Origin of the sequence: Yaniella sp. (genome assembly GCF_030453185.1) — a bacterium.
In the GTDB taxonomy this organism is placed as follows: Bacteria; Actinomycetota; Actinomycetes; order Actinomycetales; family Micrococcaceae; genus Yaniella.
Genome location: NZ_JAKDKW010000001.1, coordinates 59,257 through 75,606 on the forward strand (window position 1 = coordinate 59,257; position 16,350 = coordinate 75,606).

Consider the following 16,350-nt stretch of genomic DNA (forward strand, 5'->3'; position numbering starts at 1 on the left):
CACTGACAGGGAAGCGGTCGTGCCACTTACCTAGAACAGACTGACGACTGCGGGCACCGCTATCAGAAGCCCAGCCGAGATTATGACCAGGCTAACTCTACATGAGCCCAGTGGCGTGTCTGGTGTTATGAGGCGCTTGAAGCGACGTGAAGCAGTGGCGTCACTCTTCTGCGGGGCTTCACCAGACGGTGGCTCAGAAGCTGACTGTGCCGGCTCTGCCAGTGTATGAACCAGGGCGCTTGTGAGATCAGTCCTGCCGTGTTGAGACAATGCGGCATCATCAGCCATGATCTCGGTCAGCTCGGTGACTTCGTTGACCGCGGCACGGGTGGCGGGGAACCACGGCGCAGCCTTGTGCCACGCCTGAAACGCAAGACGCAGCAGGTCATGGCGTTGGGTCAGATGTGCTGATTCATGGGCTAAAACAGCCGCTAACTGCCGTGGCGATAACTCGTCGAGCAGTCCGCGGGAGACCACCGTGATCGGTTGGCTCATTGCTGGTAAGCAGTACGCCAAGGGGTGTTCTACGGGGAGAACGCGCGTGCTCGAGGTAGACCCTGAAGCCTCTTCCAGTCCGTGATCATGTTCTCCGAGGGAGGCTGACAAGACTTCGACAAATTCGCGGTGTTTCTTCCGCTGGCTAAACGTTGTGTAGGCCGTATGCAGGAGTACTAGGGCAAGGTGCCCGAACAATATGCAGCCGAGTGTTACCGCGGCTAACCCTAGCGGCGCCCACCGGTCGTCGGTAAATACGTCTTCTATGCTGCCCTCTAGGAAAACGTTCCAGAGTTCCATGCCGGCGCTGAATATTCCGCTTCCGAATGGCTGCAAGCCCCAGGTAAGCGGTGCGGTGACCAGGGCAAGGCCGCCGCTTAATCCGATGGCTTGCCAGAGAATCAGTGCTGCTTCAGGTGCTCGTGATGGCCACTTGGCTCGTTGTAGCCACAGCGGCACGGGCCATGCTAACAGGATGGCCAGACATGCGAGGAAATAAGGTGTCAGCACGCGCCTCCGGGCAATCTGTAGCTAGCTGTCGCGGGACTGTAGAAGGTGGCGAACGTGTTGGGCGTCGGATGGTTCAATGCCACCGATAAAACGAGCTAGCACAGCGTGTTTGTCTACGGCTGAGCCGAGAACGTCGTTTAAGAGCTTGACTGTGTGTTCTTCACGGCTGGTGGCTGCCGTGAATTCATGCGGGCGGCGTGAGGAATCTTTGGTGACGAACCCTTTTTTGCTCAGCCGACCTAAGACGGTGAGCACCGTGGTGATAGCTGATGCGCTGTCTTGGCGCTGTGCCAGTGCGTCACGCACTTCATTGGCGGTGAGTGCCTCCGTCGAGTCCCACAGCAGATTCATAATCGCTTGTTCCAGTTCGCCCAATGACGTCCCTTCAAGAATTCCTGTACTGAGACCGGTGTGAGTGAAAGTTTGCGGCTCAGTGTTATTACATTGAGACTCAACATCATAACGCATTAACGAGATGAATTCTACAGCATGTAGAAGACTTGAGGCGCCGTGGAATCTGCGATTTCTACATTGTGTAGAAGTGTGGTTAGTATGGCCCTAAAGGTTGGCAGACAACCAGCCGGTGAGGTTTAGCACGGTCGGCCTGGCCTGTGATTCACCCACACCGGAATTCTCTAAAATTTCGAGCGTCGGCGCTTTAGGCCGGTGGGAGAGGGGCCCAAATGGATCCTCTTGAGGTAGCCCGGTGGCAGTTTGGTATTACGACTGTTTACCATTTTTTGATGGTGCCGCTGACCATCGGCTTGGGCATTGTCTTAGTCGCTATGCAAACTGCTTGGCACAGGACCGGTAAAGAACAGTACCTACGGATGACCAAGTTCTGGGGCAAAATTTTCATGATTAACTTCATCATGGGGGTTGCCACGGGCTTGGTCCAGGAATTCCAGTTTGGGATGGCTTGGAGTGAATACTCGCGGTTCGTCGGTGACGTGTTCGGTGCCCCATTGGCCATGGAAGCCCTCATCGCATTCTTCCTGGAATCCGTTTTTATTGGAATCTGGGTTTTTGGTTGGGGACGAGTCCGTCCAAGAGTGCACCTGACGGTGTTGTGGCTGGCAGTGGCCGGTTCAGTCGTATCCGCATATTTCATCTTGGCCGCCAATGCCTTTATGCAGCACCCGGTTGGTGTCGAGTACGTCGATGGCCGTGCCCAGATGGTTGATTTCTGGGCTGTCATGACGAACCCCACGCTCTTGGTTCATTTCCCCCACACGATCTTTGGCGCGCTTGCGGTTGCCGGATCGATGCTGCTTGGTATCGGCTGGTACCACCTCTGGAAGCGCCGCAAAGAAGGTATCGATACGGTGGATAAGCACGGTTATGTCGTGGTTGGATCTACCGGGTCAAAGGCTCGAGATGAGGTGGACTACAAGGGTTGGCGCTCATCGTTTCGCTGGGGCGGATGGATCGCCATCGTCGCGTTCTTAGGCACGGCGTTTACCGGCCACACACAGGCACAAATGATGATCCAGCAACAACCACTCAAGATGGCCGCAGCAGAGGCAGCCTGCCATGATGGCACCGGATTCTCGCTGCTGTCGGTGGCCAGCCGCGATGGCGAGGGCGCAACGACCTGTAACGACGTCGTGGGAGTCTTTGAAATTCCGGGGCTGTTGTCGTTCTTGGCGCATAATGATTTCACCACTCCGGTAGAAGGCGTCAACTCGCTGATCCCACAGTATGAGGAAGCTTTCGGTACGCATCTGCCTGACGACCCTCGTTATGGCGAGCGTGCTGGTTCTGAAATCGAATACCTCCCGATTATGGAAGTCACCTACTGGGGCTTCCGGCTGATGATTACCTTCGGTGGTATTGCAGCAGTAGCCGCAGCACTTGGACTATGGATCGGGCGCAAAGGCACGGTGCCCCATGATAAGACCCTGATGAATATGGCGTGGTTATCGATTCTGGCCCCGTTTGCTGCTAACTCAGCCGGATGGATCTTTACCGAGATGGGACGACAGCCCTTTACTGTTGCTCCAAACCCGGATCCAACTGGCGTTGATCAGGTCTGGCAGTACACTGCAGCGGCGGTATCGCCAGGAGTGACCGGTCAAGAGATAGTATTTTCCCTTGCCGCATTGACGCTGATCTACGCGTTGTTATTGGTAGTCGAAGTCGTGTTGTTGGTTCGATACACCAAAGGTGGGCACCCGGCGGGGATGCCTGAACTGTTGGCGGATGAGGACACCGATGATGACGACCATAAACCGTCTTCCGATGTGTTGTCCTTCGCATACTAATGCGGGTCTCAACAGGAACAGAAAGGTAAAACACCATCATGGAATTTCTTCCAACGTTGTGGTTCATCCTCATTGCTGTGCTGTGGATCGGATACTTGGTCCTCGACGGCTTCGATTTAGGCGTCGGCATGTTAATGAAGGTTTGGGCGAAAAACGAATCTCAGCGGCGTGTCTTGCTGAACTCCATTGGACCCGTTTGGGACGGCAACGAGGTGTGGCTCGTTACGGCAGCTGGCGCAACCTTTGCGGCCTTCCCACACTGGTATGCTTCGATGTTTGCTGGTTTGTATATTCCGCTCACCCTTGCCCTGCTGGCATTGATTTTGCGCGCGGTATCGATTGAATACCGGGGTAAATCGCACAGTCAAACCGCACGCAACCTGTGGACTTGGGCCATGGCCGGCGGATCATTTGTCGCAGCTTTCACCATCGGCGCGATGCTGGCCCTGACCACAACAGGTCTACCACTCAACGAATACGGTGACCGCGTGGGCGGGCCGTTTGCCTGGTTCAACGGTTGGGCTGTTTTGGGTGGCCTGGCAGTTGTCGGTATTTCACTTGCTCAGGGGTGGGCCTTCTTATCGCTGAAGACTCTGGGCGCACCACGGCTAGCGGGCAATCGCCAACTTCGACGCTACTTACCGTTGTATTTCTTACCAGCGGCCACCTGGGCGATCCTGGTCGTAATGCGCTACCCGAAGGTGCCATCGTGGGGCATGCTCACTGTCGCAGCAGTTGGTCTGGTGTTGGCATGGGGCGCTTCGAGCCGACGAAAAGAAGGGTTAACCTTCACCGGCATGGTGGTGTTTATCGTTTTTGGGGTCGGAGCGATTTTTACTGCACTGTACCCAAACGTGCTGCCATCAACGATCAACGAGGCATACAACCTCACCGTCACGACGGCGTCGTCCTCGGACTATACATTGACCGTCATGGCTATTGTCACGGCGATCTTCTTCCCGTTGGTTCTGGCGTATAGCGTATGGAGCTACTGGGTGTTCCGCCAACGTCTCGGGGAACAGCACATACCTGAGTCCGTGGTGGTGACCCCGGTTTGATACCGGAACTCCCCGCTTCCAAAACTGGACGCCGAGCTCTCATCGGGCTCGGCGTCTTAGCCCTGTTCAAACTGGCCGGTTGGATTCTCATTGCGGTGTCCCTGTCACAGGGCATCTCACGGCTCGCGACGGCCTTGCCTGCCTCGGATGCAGCACAGCTACTGCAGTTGCTGTTCAACTCGCCGCGTACCGCCCCGGGTCTTATCGACTCACTGGTCGATTTCACCATGAGTAATGACTTTATGATGACGCTGGGGCTCGGGTTTGGCGGTGCGATCCTGCGGGGCCTTGCTGAGTGGGGGCAACAAGTCTTGGCGACCAAAGCGGCACTTGGTGAGAAAGAGCATCTGCGACACCAACTGATCCGTCATCGACTCGCCGCAGCAGGGGCGCACACAGAGCGTGCCGGTGAAGATACCATTTTGGCTTCGAAGGGTCTCGACGGTCTTGACGACTACTACACCGACTTTTTGCCATCCTTGGTGGCGGCGCTCGTCATTCCACTGGGACTGGGCATCTGGATCCTGCTTCATGACTGGTTGAGTGCGGCAGTGCTGCTATTGACCATCCCGCTGATTCCGATGTTTATGATCCTCATCGGAAGATATACCGAACACCGCGTCGATGAAGCAGCCACCGGGTTGAATAAACTCTCGCATCACTTACTCGAACTGGCGCGGGGCCTCCCGGTGCTGGTTGGTTTGCGCCGTGCCGGGACGCAACGCCAAGCGCTGAAGCAGGTCTCTGACAGCTATCAACGAACCACCATGAACACGCTGAAGGCAGCGTTCATGTCTGGCTTAGCGCTCGAGCTGTTGGCGTCGTTGTCCGTGGCCATTATTGCCGTGGTCATCGGCATCCGATTGGTGAACGGCTCCATGGAACTTTATGCCGGCATCATGGTGCTGACCTTGGCGGCCGAAGTGTACTTGCCGTTTCGGAATATCGGTTCAGCATTCCACGCATCGGAAGACGGCGTGGAGGCCCTCAAACGGGCCAAGGCACAGATCAACCAGCCGATTCCCCTGTCCATGGCAACCGTGCTCGACAAGCCATCGGCTACCCAAGCGGCCGTTGAACTCTCGCAAGTGACGATTTCCTATAAGGCGCTCCATGAAATTCCTCGTGCGTCCTACACGGGGCCGGACTATCTGACCCCGCAACAATTCACCGAAGCCCAAAAAGCAGCCCAAGACCAGCCGACGGGCGATGACGAAGCCTATCTACCCCAATACGAGGTCGAGGTACTGGACCCAGTCATCACTGATCTGACTTTGCGTCTCGAGCCGGGGAAGTACACGGTCCTGGGTGGCGCATCCGGGACAGGCAAATCAACCTTACTGTCAGCGATCGCTGGACTCTTGACTGACGCTGAAGCCACATTTGAGGGAACCGCGAGCGGCTTAGCTACACGACCCATGGCCTATCTCAGCCAACATCCGGTGTTCGTATCGAAAACTGTGGCTGAAGAACTAGCCATGGTCGCTGAAGGGACAGTAGTCGAGTATGTTCCAGAGAGGTCTGCGCCGAACATTGCTGAGCTCATCGGTATTGCACTCGAACACTCAGGTCTACCGGATACACAATTGCGATACATTGACAATCTGTCTCCGGGGGAACGACGTCGTCTCGGTTTTGCTCGAGTACTGATCCGACTGCTAGCTGCCAGCGCAGCCGACTCCACCCCGCAGTCGTGGCTGGTCGTACTGGATGAACCAACCGCACACCTAGACCACACATCGGCAACCCTCATTCGTAGTGCGCTGCGTGACCTTGCTGACGGCAAACTGCCCAACGGACAACAGCTCAATGTGATGCTCCTGGTGGCTTCGCATGATCGTTTGGTCCACGCAGCAGCTGACCAGTTGCTTGGTAACTCCGTGGTGGCACCTACGCCGATCACGGACAACGAAGCCACTGAGGCTGCCGAGTACTCACGCAATGGAGGCCAGGAACCCAACGATGTTCCTGTCCAGAGAGTTCGCCTGCGCGATTGGTTCCACTACTTGCCGCTCAACAACGTGAAATTCTTAGCGGGCATTGGCTGGGCTATTGCAGCGTATCTGGCAGCAGCCTTGCTCTCGGGGCTGTCGGGGTGGCTCATCGTCCAGGCGGCATATGAGCCACCGATTTTATACTTGTTGGCGGTTATCGTGGGAGTGCGATTCTTCGGTACCGGCCGTGCGATCTTCCGCTACGCAGAGCGAGTGACCGTCCATGATGCTGTACTGTCGTGGGCCAACCGTATCCGGCTACGCGTCTGGGATGCACTGGGTTCGCACGCCGTGCAGTGGAATAAGCTCACGCGGTCTGGTGGGGCGCTGTCTGTCTTGATATCAGACGTTGATCAGCTGCGAGACGCTGTCCCACGCGTTATCGTCCCGATTCCAGCGGCTGTGATCACCTGGGCGCTCGCCACCGGCATCGTGGCCTACATGGCCCCGGGCTCCTGGTGGCCCGCCGTGGTAGCCGGGATAGCAGCATTCATCATTGTCCCGGTAATCGTCCGCCTCGTCGATGCGCGCACCACCACGGCGCTCGCAGATCATCGCACCGGCCTGGTTACGGCTACCTCCCGGCTCTTCACCGCCGCCGGGGACATGGCGGCCAACGGTATGACTCACCGTGCCATCAACGACTTCGCTACCGCAGATATGCGAAATAGCGCACCCTTGAAACGCAATGCCCTCGCGGCAGGACTCGGCGACGGGCTCACTTCGTTGGTTGCCGGCTGGGCAGCAGTCCAGACGCTGTGGGTGGCCTTCACGAACGGGATTTCCGCGCCCAACACTGCGCTGGTGGTGATGCTCATGCTTGCCATGGCCGAGCCGTTTGGACGATTCAGCGAAGCAATGACAGAATCCCGCACGCTACATCATCAGCTGGGTAAACTCCTGCCCTTACTAGAACAGGACGACGACCACAGCCAGCAGTGGGTGGCACTAGAACAGACCAATGACGAGGGCATAGAGCGTCTCAAGCTTGATGAGATCTCCGTGTCTTACGGTAGCGACCGTCCTGAAGTGTTAGCCGGGTTGTCTCTGGAAGCGATGAAAGGTGACTTCATGGTCGTCGTAGGGCCTTCGGGTTCCGGCAAATCTACTCTTCTGGCGGTGCTACAAGGCTTTTTGCAACCTCAACACGGTTCCTATACGGTCACGACTTCAGAAAAAACGTCCAACGAGGCGTTGCGACACGTGGCGTGGTGTCCACAGGAAGCATATCTGTTTGACTCAACACTGCGATCCAATCTGGCGTTAGCTCGAGACCCATCCCAACGACCCACCGACGCAGAACTCCATACCGTGTTGGAAACCGTAGGACTTGGTGACTGGGTTGCTACTGCACCTCAGGGCCTCGACACAAGGTTGGGGCCCTCGGGTCATTTTATCTCCGGCGGGCAGCGCCAGCGTGTGGCCGTAGCCAGAGCATTACTGGCCGACGCCCACGTCGTATTACTCGATGAACCCACGGCACATTTAGGCGCGGATGAAGCAGCAGAACTCATCGTTGATCTACAGCGTGCGCTCGCAGAGAAAATCACCATCATGGTGACCCACGACCAACGGTTTGCGGCCGCGGGAACACCGGTTCGGTTAGCGGATTAGTTATCTTGTGCTGACTCACTGTCGTTGGAGGTGGGGGACGTGCCGTGACCAATGACACCAACGGCGGAGTCCAGCATGATGCCTGAGGCATCTCGGTCCGAATATTCCTGTGGCAGCGCACGGGAGACCCCGCCGACCGTCGAAGCTAATGGTTCTGGCCCGGCCCACGCCAACGCTAAGCCGAGTTCGCCGCGCAACATTCGGTGGGCACGGAGGCCCTGGGTATTGCGTCCCTTGGGAGTGAACTCCGCTAATTTTGTGACCTTCGCGGTCGGGGCAGATTCCAGCATGTCATCGTCCGTTTCGGTGATCGTTACGACCATGGCGTCATCCAGTTGAGTTGCAGGTGCAACCGTAAAGGACAGCACCTGGTCACCATCGACGAGTTTCATTCCGGCGATACCGCTGCCGGTGCGACCTTGCGGGCGCACTAGCTCGGCAGCAAAGCGCAACAATTGACCAGAAGTGGAAATAAACACCAACTGATCTTCGTCATCAGCGGCAACGGAAGCACCCACGACTTTGTCATCGCCCTTGAGCGTGATGGCTTCAAACTCATCCTGGTTTAGCGGCCAATCGTCGTGCCGCACGCGCTTCACGACACCATCACGAGTGCCCAGTGCTAAGACTTGATTCAACGGTACGAGTGCTACGAGTTTTTCACCTCGTTGCAGGGTCACAAAATCAGTTGCTTTCACACCATCTGCCAATGTGGGTGTGGTGGTGGGCTGATCTAGTGCAGGGAGCTCGACGGTATTAAGTCGAACGAGTCGTCCGGTATCCGTCAGAGCGCCGACCTCACCGCGGGCAGTGGTTGCCACCACCGAGGTATACACGTCGTGACGGCGACGGCGACCTTCGGCCGTTATTGGGGTGCGGTCCTTCGTACGCAGCAGTCGTCCAGAAGCCGATAACACGGCCCAGCACGGATCGTCCGGGACCAACAGGGCCGAAGCGGCAGCAGCCCGCTCGGTTTTGGTCGATGACGCAGTAATGGCCGGTGCAAGTTCTTCGGACTTGACGAGTTTGGTGCGTCGCTGATCGCCGAATTGTTCAGCAACTTCTGCTAGTTCAGTGGAAACAGTTTCACGCAGTTTCGCATCTGAATTCAGGATCGCTTCCAACGCTTCAATTGCCGCCATGAGGTCATCCCGTTCTGTCTCGAGATCTAAGCGGGAGAATTTCGTCAGTTGGCGCAGGCGCAGTTCCAAAATGTGGCTGGCCTGCACCTCGGTGAGATCAAATACCAGCATGAGACGTTCCCGAGCCGCAGCGGCGTCGTCGGAGGTTCGAATGATTTCGATGACCTCGTCGATATCAACGAGTGCCAAGAGCAGGCCTTCGACCAAATGCAGCCGGTCTTGGCGTTTGCGCAGGCGGTGTGCGGTACGACGACGTACAACAGTCAGGCGATGATCAATGTAGACAGCTAAGAGGTCTTTGAGCCCCATGGTCTGCGGCTGGCCATCAACGAGGGCCACATTATTGATACTGAAGTTTTCTTCCAGGGGCGTGTGCTTGTAGAGCTGCGCCAGCACTGCCTGCGGGTTGAAGCCGGCTTTCAGTTCGATGACCAACTTGAGCCCGTTGTGACGGTCTGTGAGGTCCATGACATCGGCGATCCCTGTCACTTTTTTGTTGTTGACCGCGGTTTTGAGTCGGTCGATGACCCGTTCCGGTCCTACACCGTAGGGGAGTTCACTGACGACCAGGCCAGTCCGTCGTGCTGAAACCTGTTCGACGTCAACGGTAGCGCGCATGGTAAAGCGCCCCCGTCCGGTCTCGTAGGCTTCCTTGACGCCATCGAGCCCAACGATGCGGGCGCCCGAAGGCAAATCAGGGCCAGGGACGAACTTCATCAAAGCCTTCGTATCGGCTTCGGGTTCCTCAAGTAAATGGCGTGCTGCGGCAATGACTTCACCCAGGTTGTGCGGTGCCATATTGGTAGCCATACCGACCGCGATGCCTGCGGCACCGTTGACCAACAAGTTGGGGAACGCAGCGGGCAAAACTGACGGCTGCTGCATCTGATTGTCATAGTTGGGTTCGAAATCAACTGTGTCTTCATTGAGATGGGCGGTCATGGCCACCGCAGCCTGTGACATGCGCGCTTCGGTATAACGTGACGCAGCCGGACCGTCGTCGACAGAACCAAAGTTGCCGTGCCCATCAACCAGTGGCAACCGCAAGTTGAAGTCTTGGGCCAAGCGGACCATCGCGTCATAGATCGCTGAGTCGCCGTGGGGGTGGAGTTTACCCATCACTTCGCCGACCACCCGGGCGGACTTCACATGGCCCTTGTCCGGGGTAAGTCCCATCTGGTCCATCATGTACAAGATTCGTCGCTGGACCGGTTTCAGACCGTCGCGTGCATCGGGCAGTGCACGGGTGTAGATCACCGAATAGGCGTACTCCAAAAAGGAATGTTCCATCTCGGAAGCGACATCAATGTCGACAATGTTCTGGTCTTCAAGCGGTACAAGTGCAGTACTAGCCTTTGTGGAAGACCTCGGTTTTGAACGTTTTGACATCTGACCTTTCCTGTCACGTGGTTCCCACGGCCTGATTGTGGCTTAAGATAATTATATGGCTGAACAGAAAACCAAACGCCCATATCCAGCCCACTGGGAAGCCGATGTGCTTTTACGCGATGGCGCTACCGCTCGACTGCGCCCGGTTTCTCCAGACGACGCCGATGCACTACAAAAAATGCACGAGGGTCAATCCCAGGATTCTATCTACTTTCGCTATTTTACGTATAAGTCCCAGCTTTCAGCCAAAGAGCTGGAGCGTTTCACTGTAGTTGATTATGTCGACCGAGTAGCCTTTGTGATTCTCTTGGGCGATGAACTGATGGGCATTGGCCGCTATGACCGCTTAGGAGACGCCACCGAAGCAGAGGTGGCTTTCAACATAGCAGATGCTCACCAAGGCCGTGGCCTGAGCTCAATTTTCATGGAACACCTGGCTGCCGCTGCCAAAGAAAATGGGATCCGAACGTTTACCGCAGAGGTCCTTCCAGAAAACCGCAGAATGTTGGCGGTGTTTCAGGCAGCGGGCTTCGAGACCTCTCGGTCGTTTGAAGACGGCGTTGTCGTCGTTGAATTCCCAATTGATCCAACAGCGCGTGTTCGAGCCGTGATGGAATCACGTGAGCACCGTGCTGAAGCTCAATCGGTTGCAGAATTGCTGCGTCCCGAATCTATTGCGGTGATCGGTGCCTCGCGGCAGTGGGGCTCGGTCGGGTTTGCCTTACTTGAGAACATCATCGAAGGCGGCTACACAGGGCCGGTATACGGGATCAATAAGGACGCCCTTGAAATTGCTGGGATGATCTCACGCGCTGCCCTTTCTGAAGTACCCCAAGACATCGATCTCGCCGTCGTTGCAGTGCCATATGACCAAATTCCATCCGTTGTCCAAGATTGCGCTGAGCACGGTGTCAAAGGTCTTGTCATTGTCACAGAAGGTTTCAAGGGTGAAGAGGGCCTGGCCGAACAGCGTCGGCTGGTACAAGTGGCGCGTCGTCACGGTATGCGGGTCATTGGTCCGGCATCGGCAGGCATTATCAATACAGATCCCGACGTGAGTCTGAACGCATCGGTCTCACCGACTATGCCGCGCCACGGTTCGGTCGGTCTATTCTCGCAGTCAGCTCCGATCGGTGCCATGTTGTTTACCGCAGCACAACAGCGGGGGATTGGCATCTCTTCGATGATCAATGCGGGCAATCGTGCTGATGTATCGGGCAACGATGCCATGCAGTATTTGGAAGACGATCCCAATACCAGTGCTGTAGGACTGTATCTAGAATCCTTTGGCAACCCACGCAAATTCTCGCGGATTGTACGGCGTCTGGCGCGCAAAAAACCCGTGGTCGTATCCCGGTCACACGGCATGGGACGACGAATTCCACCTGGACACTCCACGCGAACCACCGAAGCACCGCGTGGGACGGTACCATCTATGTTGCGACAAGCCGGTGCAATTGAGACAGACAGCTATACCGAACTGATTGATATTTTGCAGGTGCTAGCTTGCCAGCCGGTCCCAGCCGGGCCACGACTAACGGTCATTGGTAACGCCCCGGCTATCAACAGACTCACCGTTGAAAACGCCAGAAGCGCTGGCCTCGAAATCGTTGATGTTCAAGACGTTGCCATCTTGGATGCTGAGCATTCGGTAGAACAAGCTATTGAAACGCTGACGAAGGTCATCCAAGAGTCGATCGACGCCGGGCAAACCGATTCGATCATTGTCCTGGTCCAACCGAGCATGTATCAGTCGGAGGGCGATGCCAGAATGATTGCCCAAGCGATCAGTCATGCCGGCGGGGACACTGATGTGAGTATCATGGCTTCATTCACCGCCGTGCTCGAGCGCAACTTTAGTCCAACAACCATTATCGGTGAAGGTAAACTCCGCGACCAATTGACTGCCGAATCCGATGACCAGACCAAAAGTCCAAGACAATATGGACTTCCGCTCTTCTCATCGGCCGAACGGGCCGTCGCAGTGTTATCAGAATTGGTACGGTACCGTGCTTGGCGTGATGCCGAACAGGGTATTGCGGTGGAGTACGAAGATATTGATCGCTACAGGGCTGAACAGCTCGTTACCGAATGGACTGAAGAAGCCTCGGGTACCGAACTGGTGAAACTCTCTCGAGCTCAAACCGATGAACTGTTGAGCTGTTATGGGATTGGTGTCCTGCCATCCCGGCGTTTTCAAAGTACGGACCAGGCTCTAGATTATGCTCAAGAATTTGGCTATCCGGTCGCGTTGAAAGCAGACAACTCGATCCTGCGCCACCGGCTTGATCTGGGTGGGGTCCGACTGAATATTGAAACTCCGGAAGCGCTTCGTGCCAACATCGAATCGATGCGCGAAGTCTTGGCCCCCTATGGCGCCCCTTCTATTGAGATTCAAGCTATGGCGCCGCCAGGCCAAGGCTGTATCGTTGCTGCGGTTGAGGATCCGCTCGTGGGCCCCGTCTTATCCTTTGGTATTTCTGGCGATGCCGTGGAGCTTTTGGATGACTGGGTGCATGTGGTGCCACCACTCTCGGACCATGACCTAGAACGGCTTCTTCGTACGCCACAGGCTTCCGCTAAACTCTTTGGTTACGGTGATATCCCGGCTGTCGACATCGAAGGGATGAAGGACCTGCTCGCACGAGTTTCGCAGCTTAAGGACGATCTGCCTCAGGTCGCACGGTTGCGGTTCAATCCACTGCTAGCTGCGCCTGGTGCAGTCACCGTGCTGAAAGCAGAAATTTATATTGCAAATGCTGCCGTACGTACCGACTCAGCGCGCCGCGCGTTGTTGATTCACTAGTGATAAAGGACCAAGACTCATTAATATGCCAAACCCCGTACTGCCAGCTGAACTGGCACTCGATATTCAACGTGCAGGGTTTTACCCACAACTTGTTGCCGATGTCATGGGACAACAACTGGGTGAGCGTCAGATTTTGTCGCACTACGTGCACGTTGAAACGCACTTCGGATACGACGACCTGCACCGTCATATCACGGTGCTGGTATTAGCCGAAGGTAATGTTTTGGCTGCCTTGCACCTCAATGATTTGCAAGATGAACCACAAAGCGCAGCACGAGCGTCGGTGGCTACCGAGCTAGTTCCATTGTCGAAAATCGACTCCTGTGTCGTTACCACCGGCTACGATTCGCCGCAGCAGTACCAACCTGGTCAACCGCCATCGGAAGTCACTTTGGTGCTGAGCTGGGCCGGTGGCGCACGAATGGAATTTCTTCCCAATCTCTGTGACGATCCTGAGTGCGAGGCCGACCATGGGTATCTGGCCACCCACATCGCAGAGGACCTCGTGTTACGAATCGCTGGCAAAGCCGATGGGCAGCGCGCCGTCGACAAAGCACTGGCATTTAGCCGAAAGCTCCGCGACGCGATATTAGAGAATGCATAGTCACGATGTCTTTGCCTACTGGATACGCCAAGCACCGTAACTTAACGCATGTTTTTCCTTCACTGGCTGCAAGTTTGGGCGCAACCTCTGAGAACACTCTCAACCTCCCTAGCGCGCGGTCTGCGGTACTGTTGCTCGTCGATGGCCTAGGACTAGAACAGTTGCAACGGCATTCAGCACATGCACCGTTTCTGCGTGGCGTGATGAAGCGGCAGACGCCAGCTCAAACAGAAATGTCTTCGGTGTACCCCTCGACCACGGCGGCCGGCCTGTCCTCGCTGGGCACCGGGTTAGGGCCGGGGGAACATGGTCTGGTCGGTTATGACGTCTATGATCCACAACGGGGAGTAGTCATTAACCAGCTGGGCGGATGGGACGAAAGAACTGATCCAACGAACTGGCAACCGCAGCCTACAATTTTTGACACACTGAACGCGCAGCGTGATGCGGGAGACCATGGCATCGAACCGATCGCCGTATCACTGCCGGCATTCGAAGAATCTGCGCTCACACGAGCAGCGCTGCGCGGCCCACGATTCATCGGGCAAAGTGATCTGGCCAAACGTTTTAACCAGGCGGCATATGAAGCGCAGCGTCCAGGGGCTCTGATCTACCTGTATGTCAATGAACTCGACAAAATCGGGCATGCGTGGGGCCCCGGTTCCGCGCAGTGGTTAGAAGTGCTGGAAGAACTTGACTCCCTTATCCGACGTCTCAGTCGCAAGCTTCCAACCGGAACTCTAGCTGCGGTAACAGGGGACCACGGGATGATTGAAGTCAAGCAAGAAGATCGTATCGACTTCTCAGCCCACGGCGAGTTGATCGAACATATTGCACATACAGCGGGTGAACCACGGATGGTGCAACTACATTTTGCCCCTGACGCGACCGCGGACCAAAGGGCTGCGAGTAAAACTGCTTGGCAGAAACGTTTCGGTGGTCGTGCCTGGATCGCTACGCGTGATGAAGCTATTGCAGCCGGTTGGTTCGGAGACGTCACGGAGCGTGTAAGACCACGTATCGGAGACCTGATTGTCTCAGGCTACGAACCTATCGCTTTATACGACGCACGCCGTGCCGCACCAAACAGTTTTTCGATGGTCGGACACCACGGAGCTCCAACGCCCGCTGAAGTTCGGGTCCCATGGGTCATCTTTAACACACCGTAGAAATGACTGCGCGTCCTGTCCTGCGTGGTTAGGAATCTTTTCGCGTGCCGAAAATTATCTCGTCCCAGCTTGGTACTGTGGGACGACGGCGGGGACGACTTGGCTGCTCAGACTTCTTGAGCGCCTCTCTAGCTTCGTCATCTGCCATATCCTCAAATGCGTCAGTCTGGCCGTCGAGTTGTTGATCGGCGCCAACATGGTCGTTTGCTTCCGGCTCGTGGTCGCCTTGGCCTGCTATAACTTCTTGGCCATCCCAGTCGGCGGGGTCTTCGGCGTCAGCGTCGGACCAAGCAATCTCGTACTCAGTTGTCCATTCAGATTCGTCCTGTTCGAAATCACGCTTTGACTCGTCGTCTTGCGAGACGACCAATTTTGGTCGCAACTGTGCCGTGGGCTCTTCATCTCGAGTGATCATTGCGGCGAGTTCGTCGTCCGATTCTTCATCGACCCCTAAACGCTGGCCGCGCCGAGCGTGCAGGACATCTAGCAGCTCTTCATGAGTTTCATGACCGGTATACGGGTGAGCCTTTTGCGAAGGTGTATCTGATTCGAGATCAAATGGGGCATCTGCCACGGTCGACAGACGATTTCTAGGCGATGTGGAAGCAACTGGAGAGTCGGCAGGTCCAAATTCGCTGAGGACTTGTGCCCAGCGGTTGGAATTCTCCAAATGCTGAGATTGCAGCTTATAGGACCACAAGGCTGGGGGTGGATCGCCAATCGATGAATCACCGAGGCCCTGAATGGAGAAGTTTGCAGAAATTGTCCAGAGCGTGGAATCAGCTTCGCGCCAAGCGTCCCACTGGACCGACTCTGGGTCGAGGCCCATGGCTTCCAAGCGATGACTAACCATTTCGCCTAATAAAGCGGGTTCGTCCCCAAAAACTGCCTCATAAGCATGATTGCCCAACTGCGGTGCCGCAACTTCAAGCTCCTGGGCTTGTCGAGCGATCCAATCGCGTTCAGCGACGATCGGAGTGGCGTATACGTCGAGTCGATCTCGATCCATGTCGTAATGTGCCGCGAGTTCACCAACTGTGGCGCCCGCACGCAGCATCGCCTGGATCTCGCGAGGCGAGAGCTCGGTTGCAGCCTCGTCTGCGGCAGCTGCTGAGGGCCGCCCTATGGGGCGTGTGGCAGCGTTGCGCAGCGCGTCATTGATCGGCAAATAGAACTCTTCGCCGTCACTATTGGATAGGACAAGCTCGTCGCCGTTGTCGGCGACTCCCACTAAACGAAGCCGACGAGCCGAATCGTGCTTGATAGATGAACCCATGCAAGGCCTCCGAACGTATACTACTT

General features: G+C 56.2%; 10 protein-coding genes. 6 read left to right on the plus strand and 4 right to left on the minus strand.

Annotation, left to right across the window (positions count from 1 at the left end; all coding sequences use genetic code 11):
- Nucleotides 1-30: 30 nt before the first annotated feature.
- Together L0H14_RS00245 and L0H14_RS00250 are read right to left on the minus strand one after the other, a co-directional pair.
- Complete coding sequence (locus tag L0H14_RS00245; protein ID WP_301416619.1) at nt 31-1,005, minus strand: M56 family metallopeptidase; 975 nt, start codon at nt 1,003-1,005, stop codon at nt 31-33.
- A gap of 21 nt (nt 1,006-1,026) precedes the next feature.
- Complete coding sequence (locus L0H14_RS00250; RefSeq protein WP_301416621.1) at nt 1,027-1,380, minus strand: BlaI/MecI/CopY family transcriptional regulator; 354 nt, start codon at nt 1,378-1,380, stop codon at nt 1,027-1,029.
- Between the two features lie 308 nt (nt 1,381-1,688).
- Here L0H14_RS00250 and L0H14_RS00255 point away from each other — a divergent pair, with 308 nt between their 5' ends.
- The 3 genes from L0H14_RS00255 to cydC are packed head-to-tail and all read left to right on the plus strand — an operon-like array spanning nt 1,689 to nt 7,935.
- Nucleotides 1,689-3,269 (plus strand): cytochrome ubiquinol oxidase subunit I, encoded by a 1,581-nt coding sequence (locus L0H14_RS00255; RefSeq protein WP_301416623.1) that lies wholly within the window; start codon nt 1,689-1,691, stop codon nt 3,267-3,269.
- A gap of 38 nt (nt 3,270-3,307) precedes the next feature.
- The gene (cydB, locus tag L0H14_RS00260) at nt 3,308-4,327 is read left to right on the plus strand and encodes a cytochrome d ubiquinol oxidase subunit II (RefSeq protein ID WP_301416625.1); all 1,020 of its coding nucleotides are present in this window, start codon (nt 3,308-3,310) and stop codon (nt 4,325-4,327) included.
- Nucleotides 4,324-7,935: a thiol reductant ABC exporter subunit CydC gene (gene cydC, locus L0H14_RS00265; RefSeq protein ID WP_301416627.1), complete on the plus strand. Its 3,612-nt coding sequence runs from the start codon at nt 4,324-4,326 to the stop codon at nt 7,933-7,935. Before cydB ends, cydC begins: the two co-directional genes overlap by 4 nt.
- On the opposite strand, the gene L0H14_RS00270 is transcribed toward cydC, so the two are convergent.
- On the minus strand, nt 7,932-10,466 hold the full coding sequence (locus L0H14_RS00270) for a DNA topoisomerase (ATP-hydrolyzing) subunit A (protein WP_301416629.1): 2,535 nt from the start codon (nt 10,464-10,466) through the stop codon (nt 7,932-7,934). The genes cydC and L0H14_RS00270 overlap by 4 nt on opposite strands.
- Before the next feature lie 55 nt (nt 10,467-10,521).
- Between L0H14_RS00270 and L0H14_RS00275 the strand changes: the two genes are divergently transcribed.
- The 3 genes from L0H14_RS00275 to L0H14_RS00285 all read left to right on the plus strand — a co-directional run bounded on the left by L0H14_RS00275 (nt 10,522) and on the right by L0H14_RS00285 (nt 15,048).
- Nucleotides 10,522-13,272 carry a GNAT family N-acetyltransferase gene (locus L0H14_RS00275; protein WP_301416631.1) on the plus strand — a complete coding sequence of 917 codons (2,751 nt, stop codon included), beginning with the start codon at nt 10,522-10,524 and terminating at the stop codon, nt 13,270-13,272.
- Nucleotides 13,273-13,297: 25 nt separating this feature from the next.
- Nucleotides 13,298-13,879 (plus strand): DUF5998 family protein, encoded by a 582-nt coding sequence (locus tag L0H14_RS00280; RefSeq protein WP_301416633.1) that lies wholly within the window; start codon nt 13,298-13,300, stop codon nt 13,877-13,879.
- A gap of 74 nt (nt 13,880-13,953) precedes the next feature.
- A complete protein-coding gene (locus L0H14_RS00285) occupies nt 13,954-15,048 on the plus strand; it encodes an alkaline phosphatase family protein (protein ID WP_301416635.1) in 1,095 nt (364 codons plus the stop codon).
- Nucleotides 15,049-15,076: 28 nt separating this feature from the next.
- On the opposite strand, the gene sepH is transcribed toward L0H14_RS00285, so the two are convergent.
- The gene (gene sepH, locus L0H14_RS00290; RefSeq protein ID WP_301416637.1) at nt 15,077-16,324 is read right to left on the minus strand and encodes a septation protein SepH; all 1,248 of its coding nucleotides are present in this window, start codon (nt 16,322-16,324) and stop codon (nt 15,077-15,079) included.
- Nucleotides 16,325-16,350 lie beyond the last annotated feature (26 nt).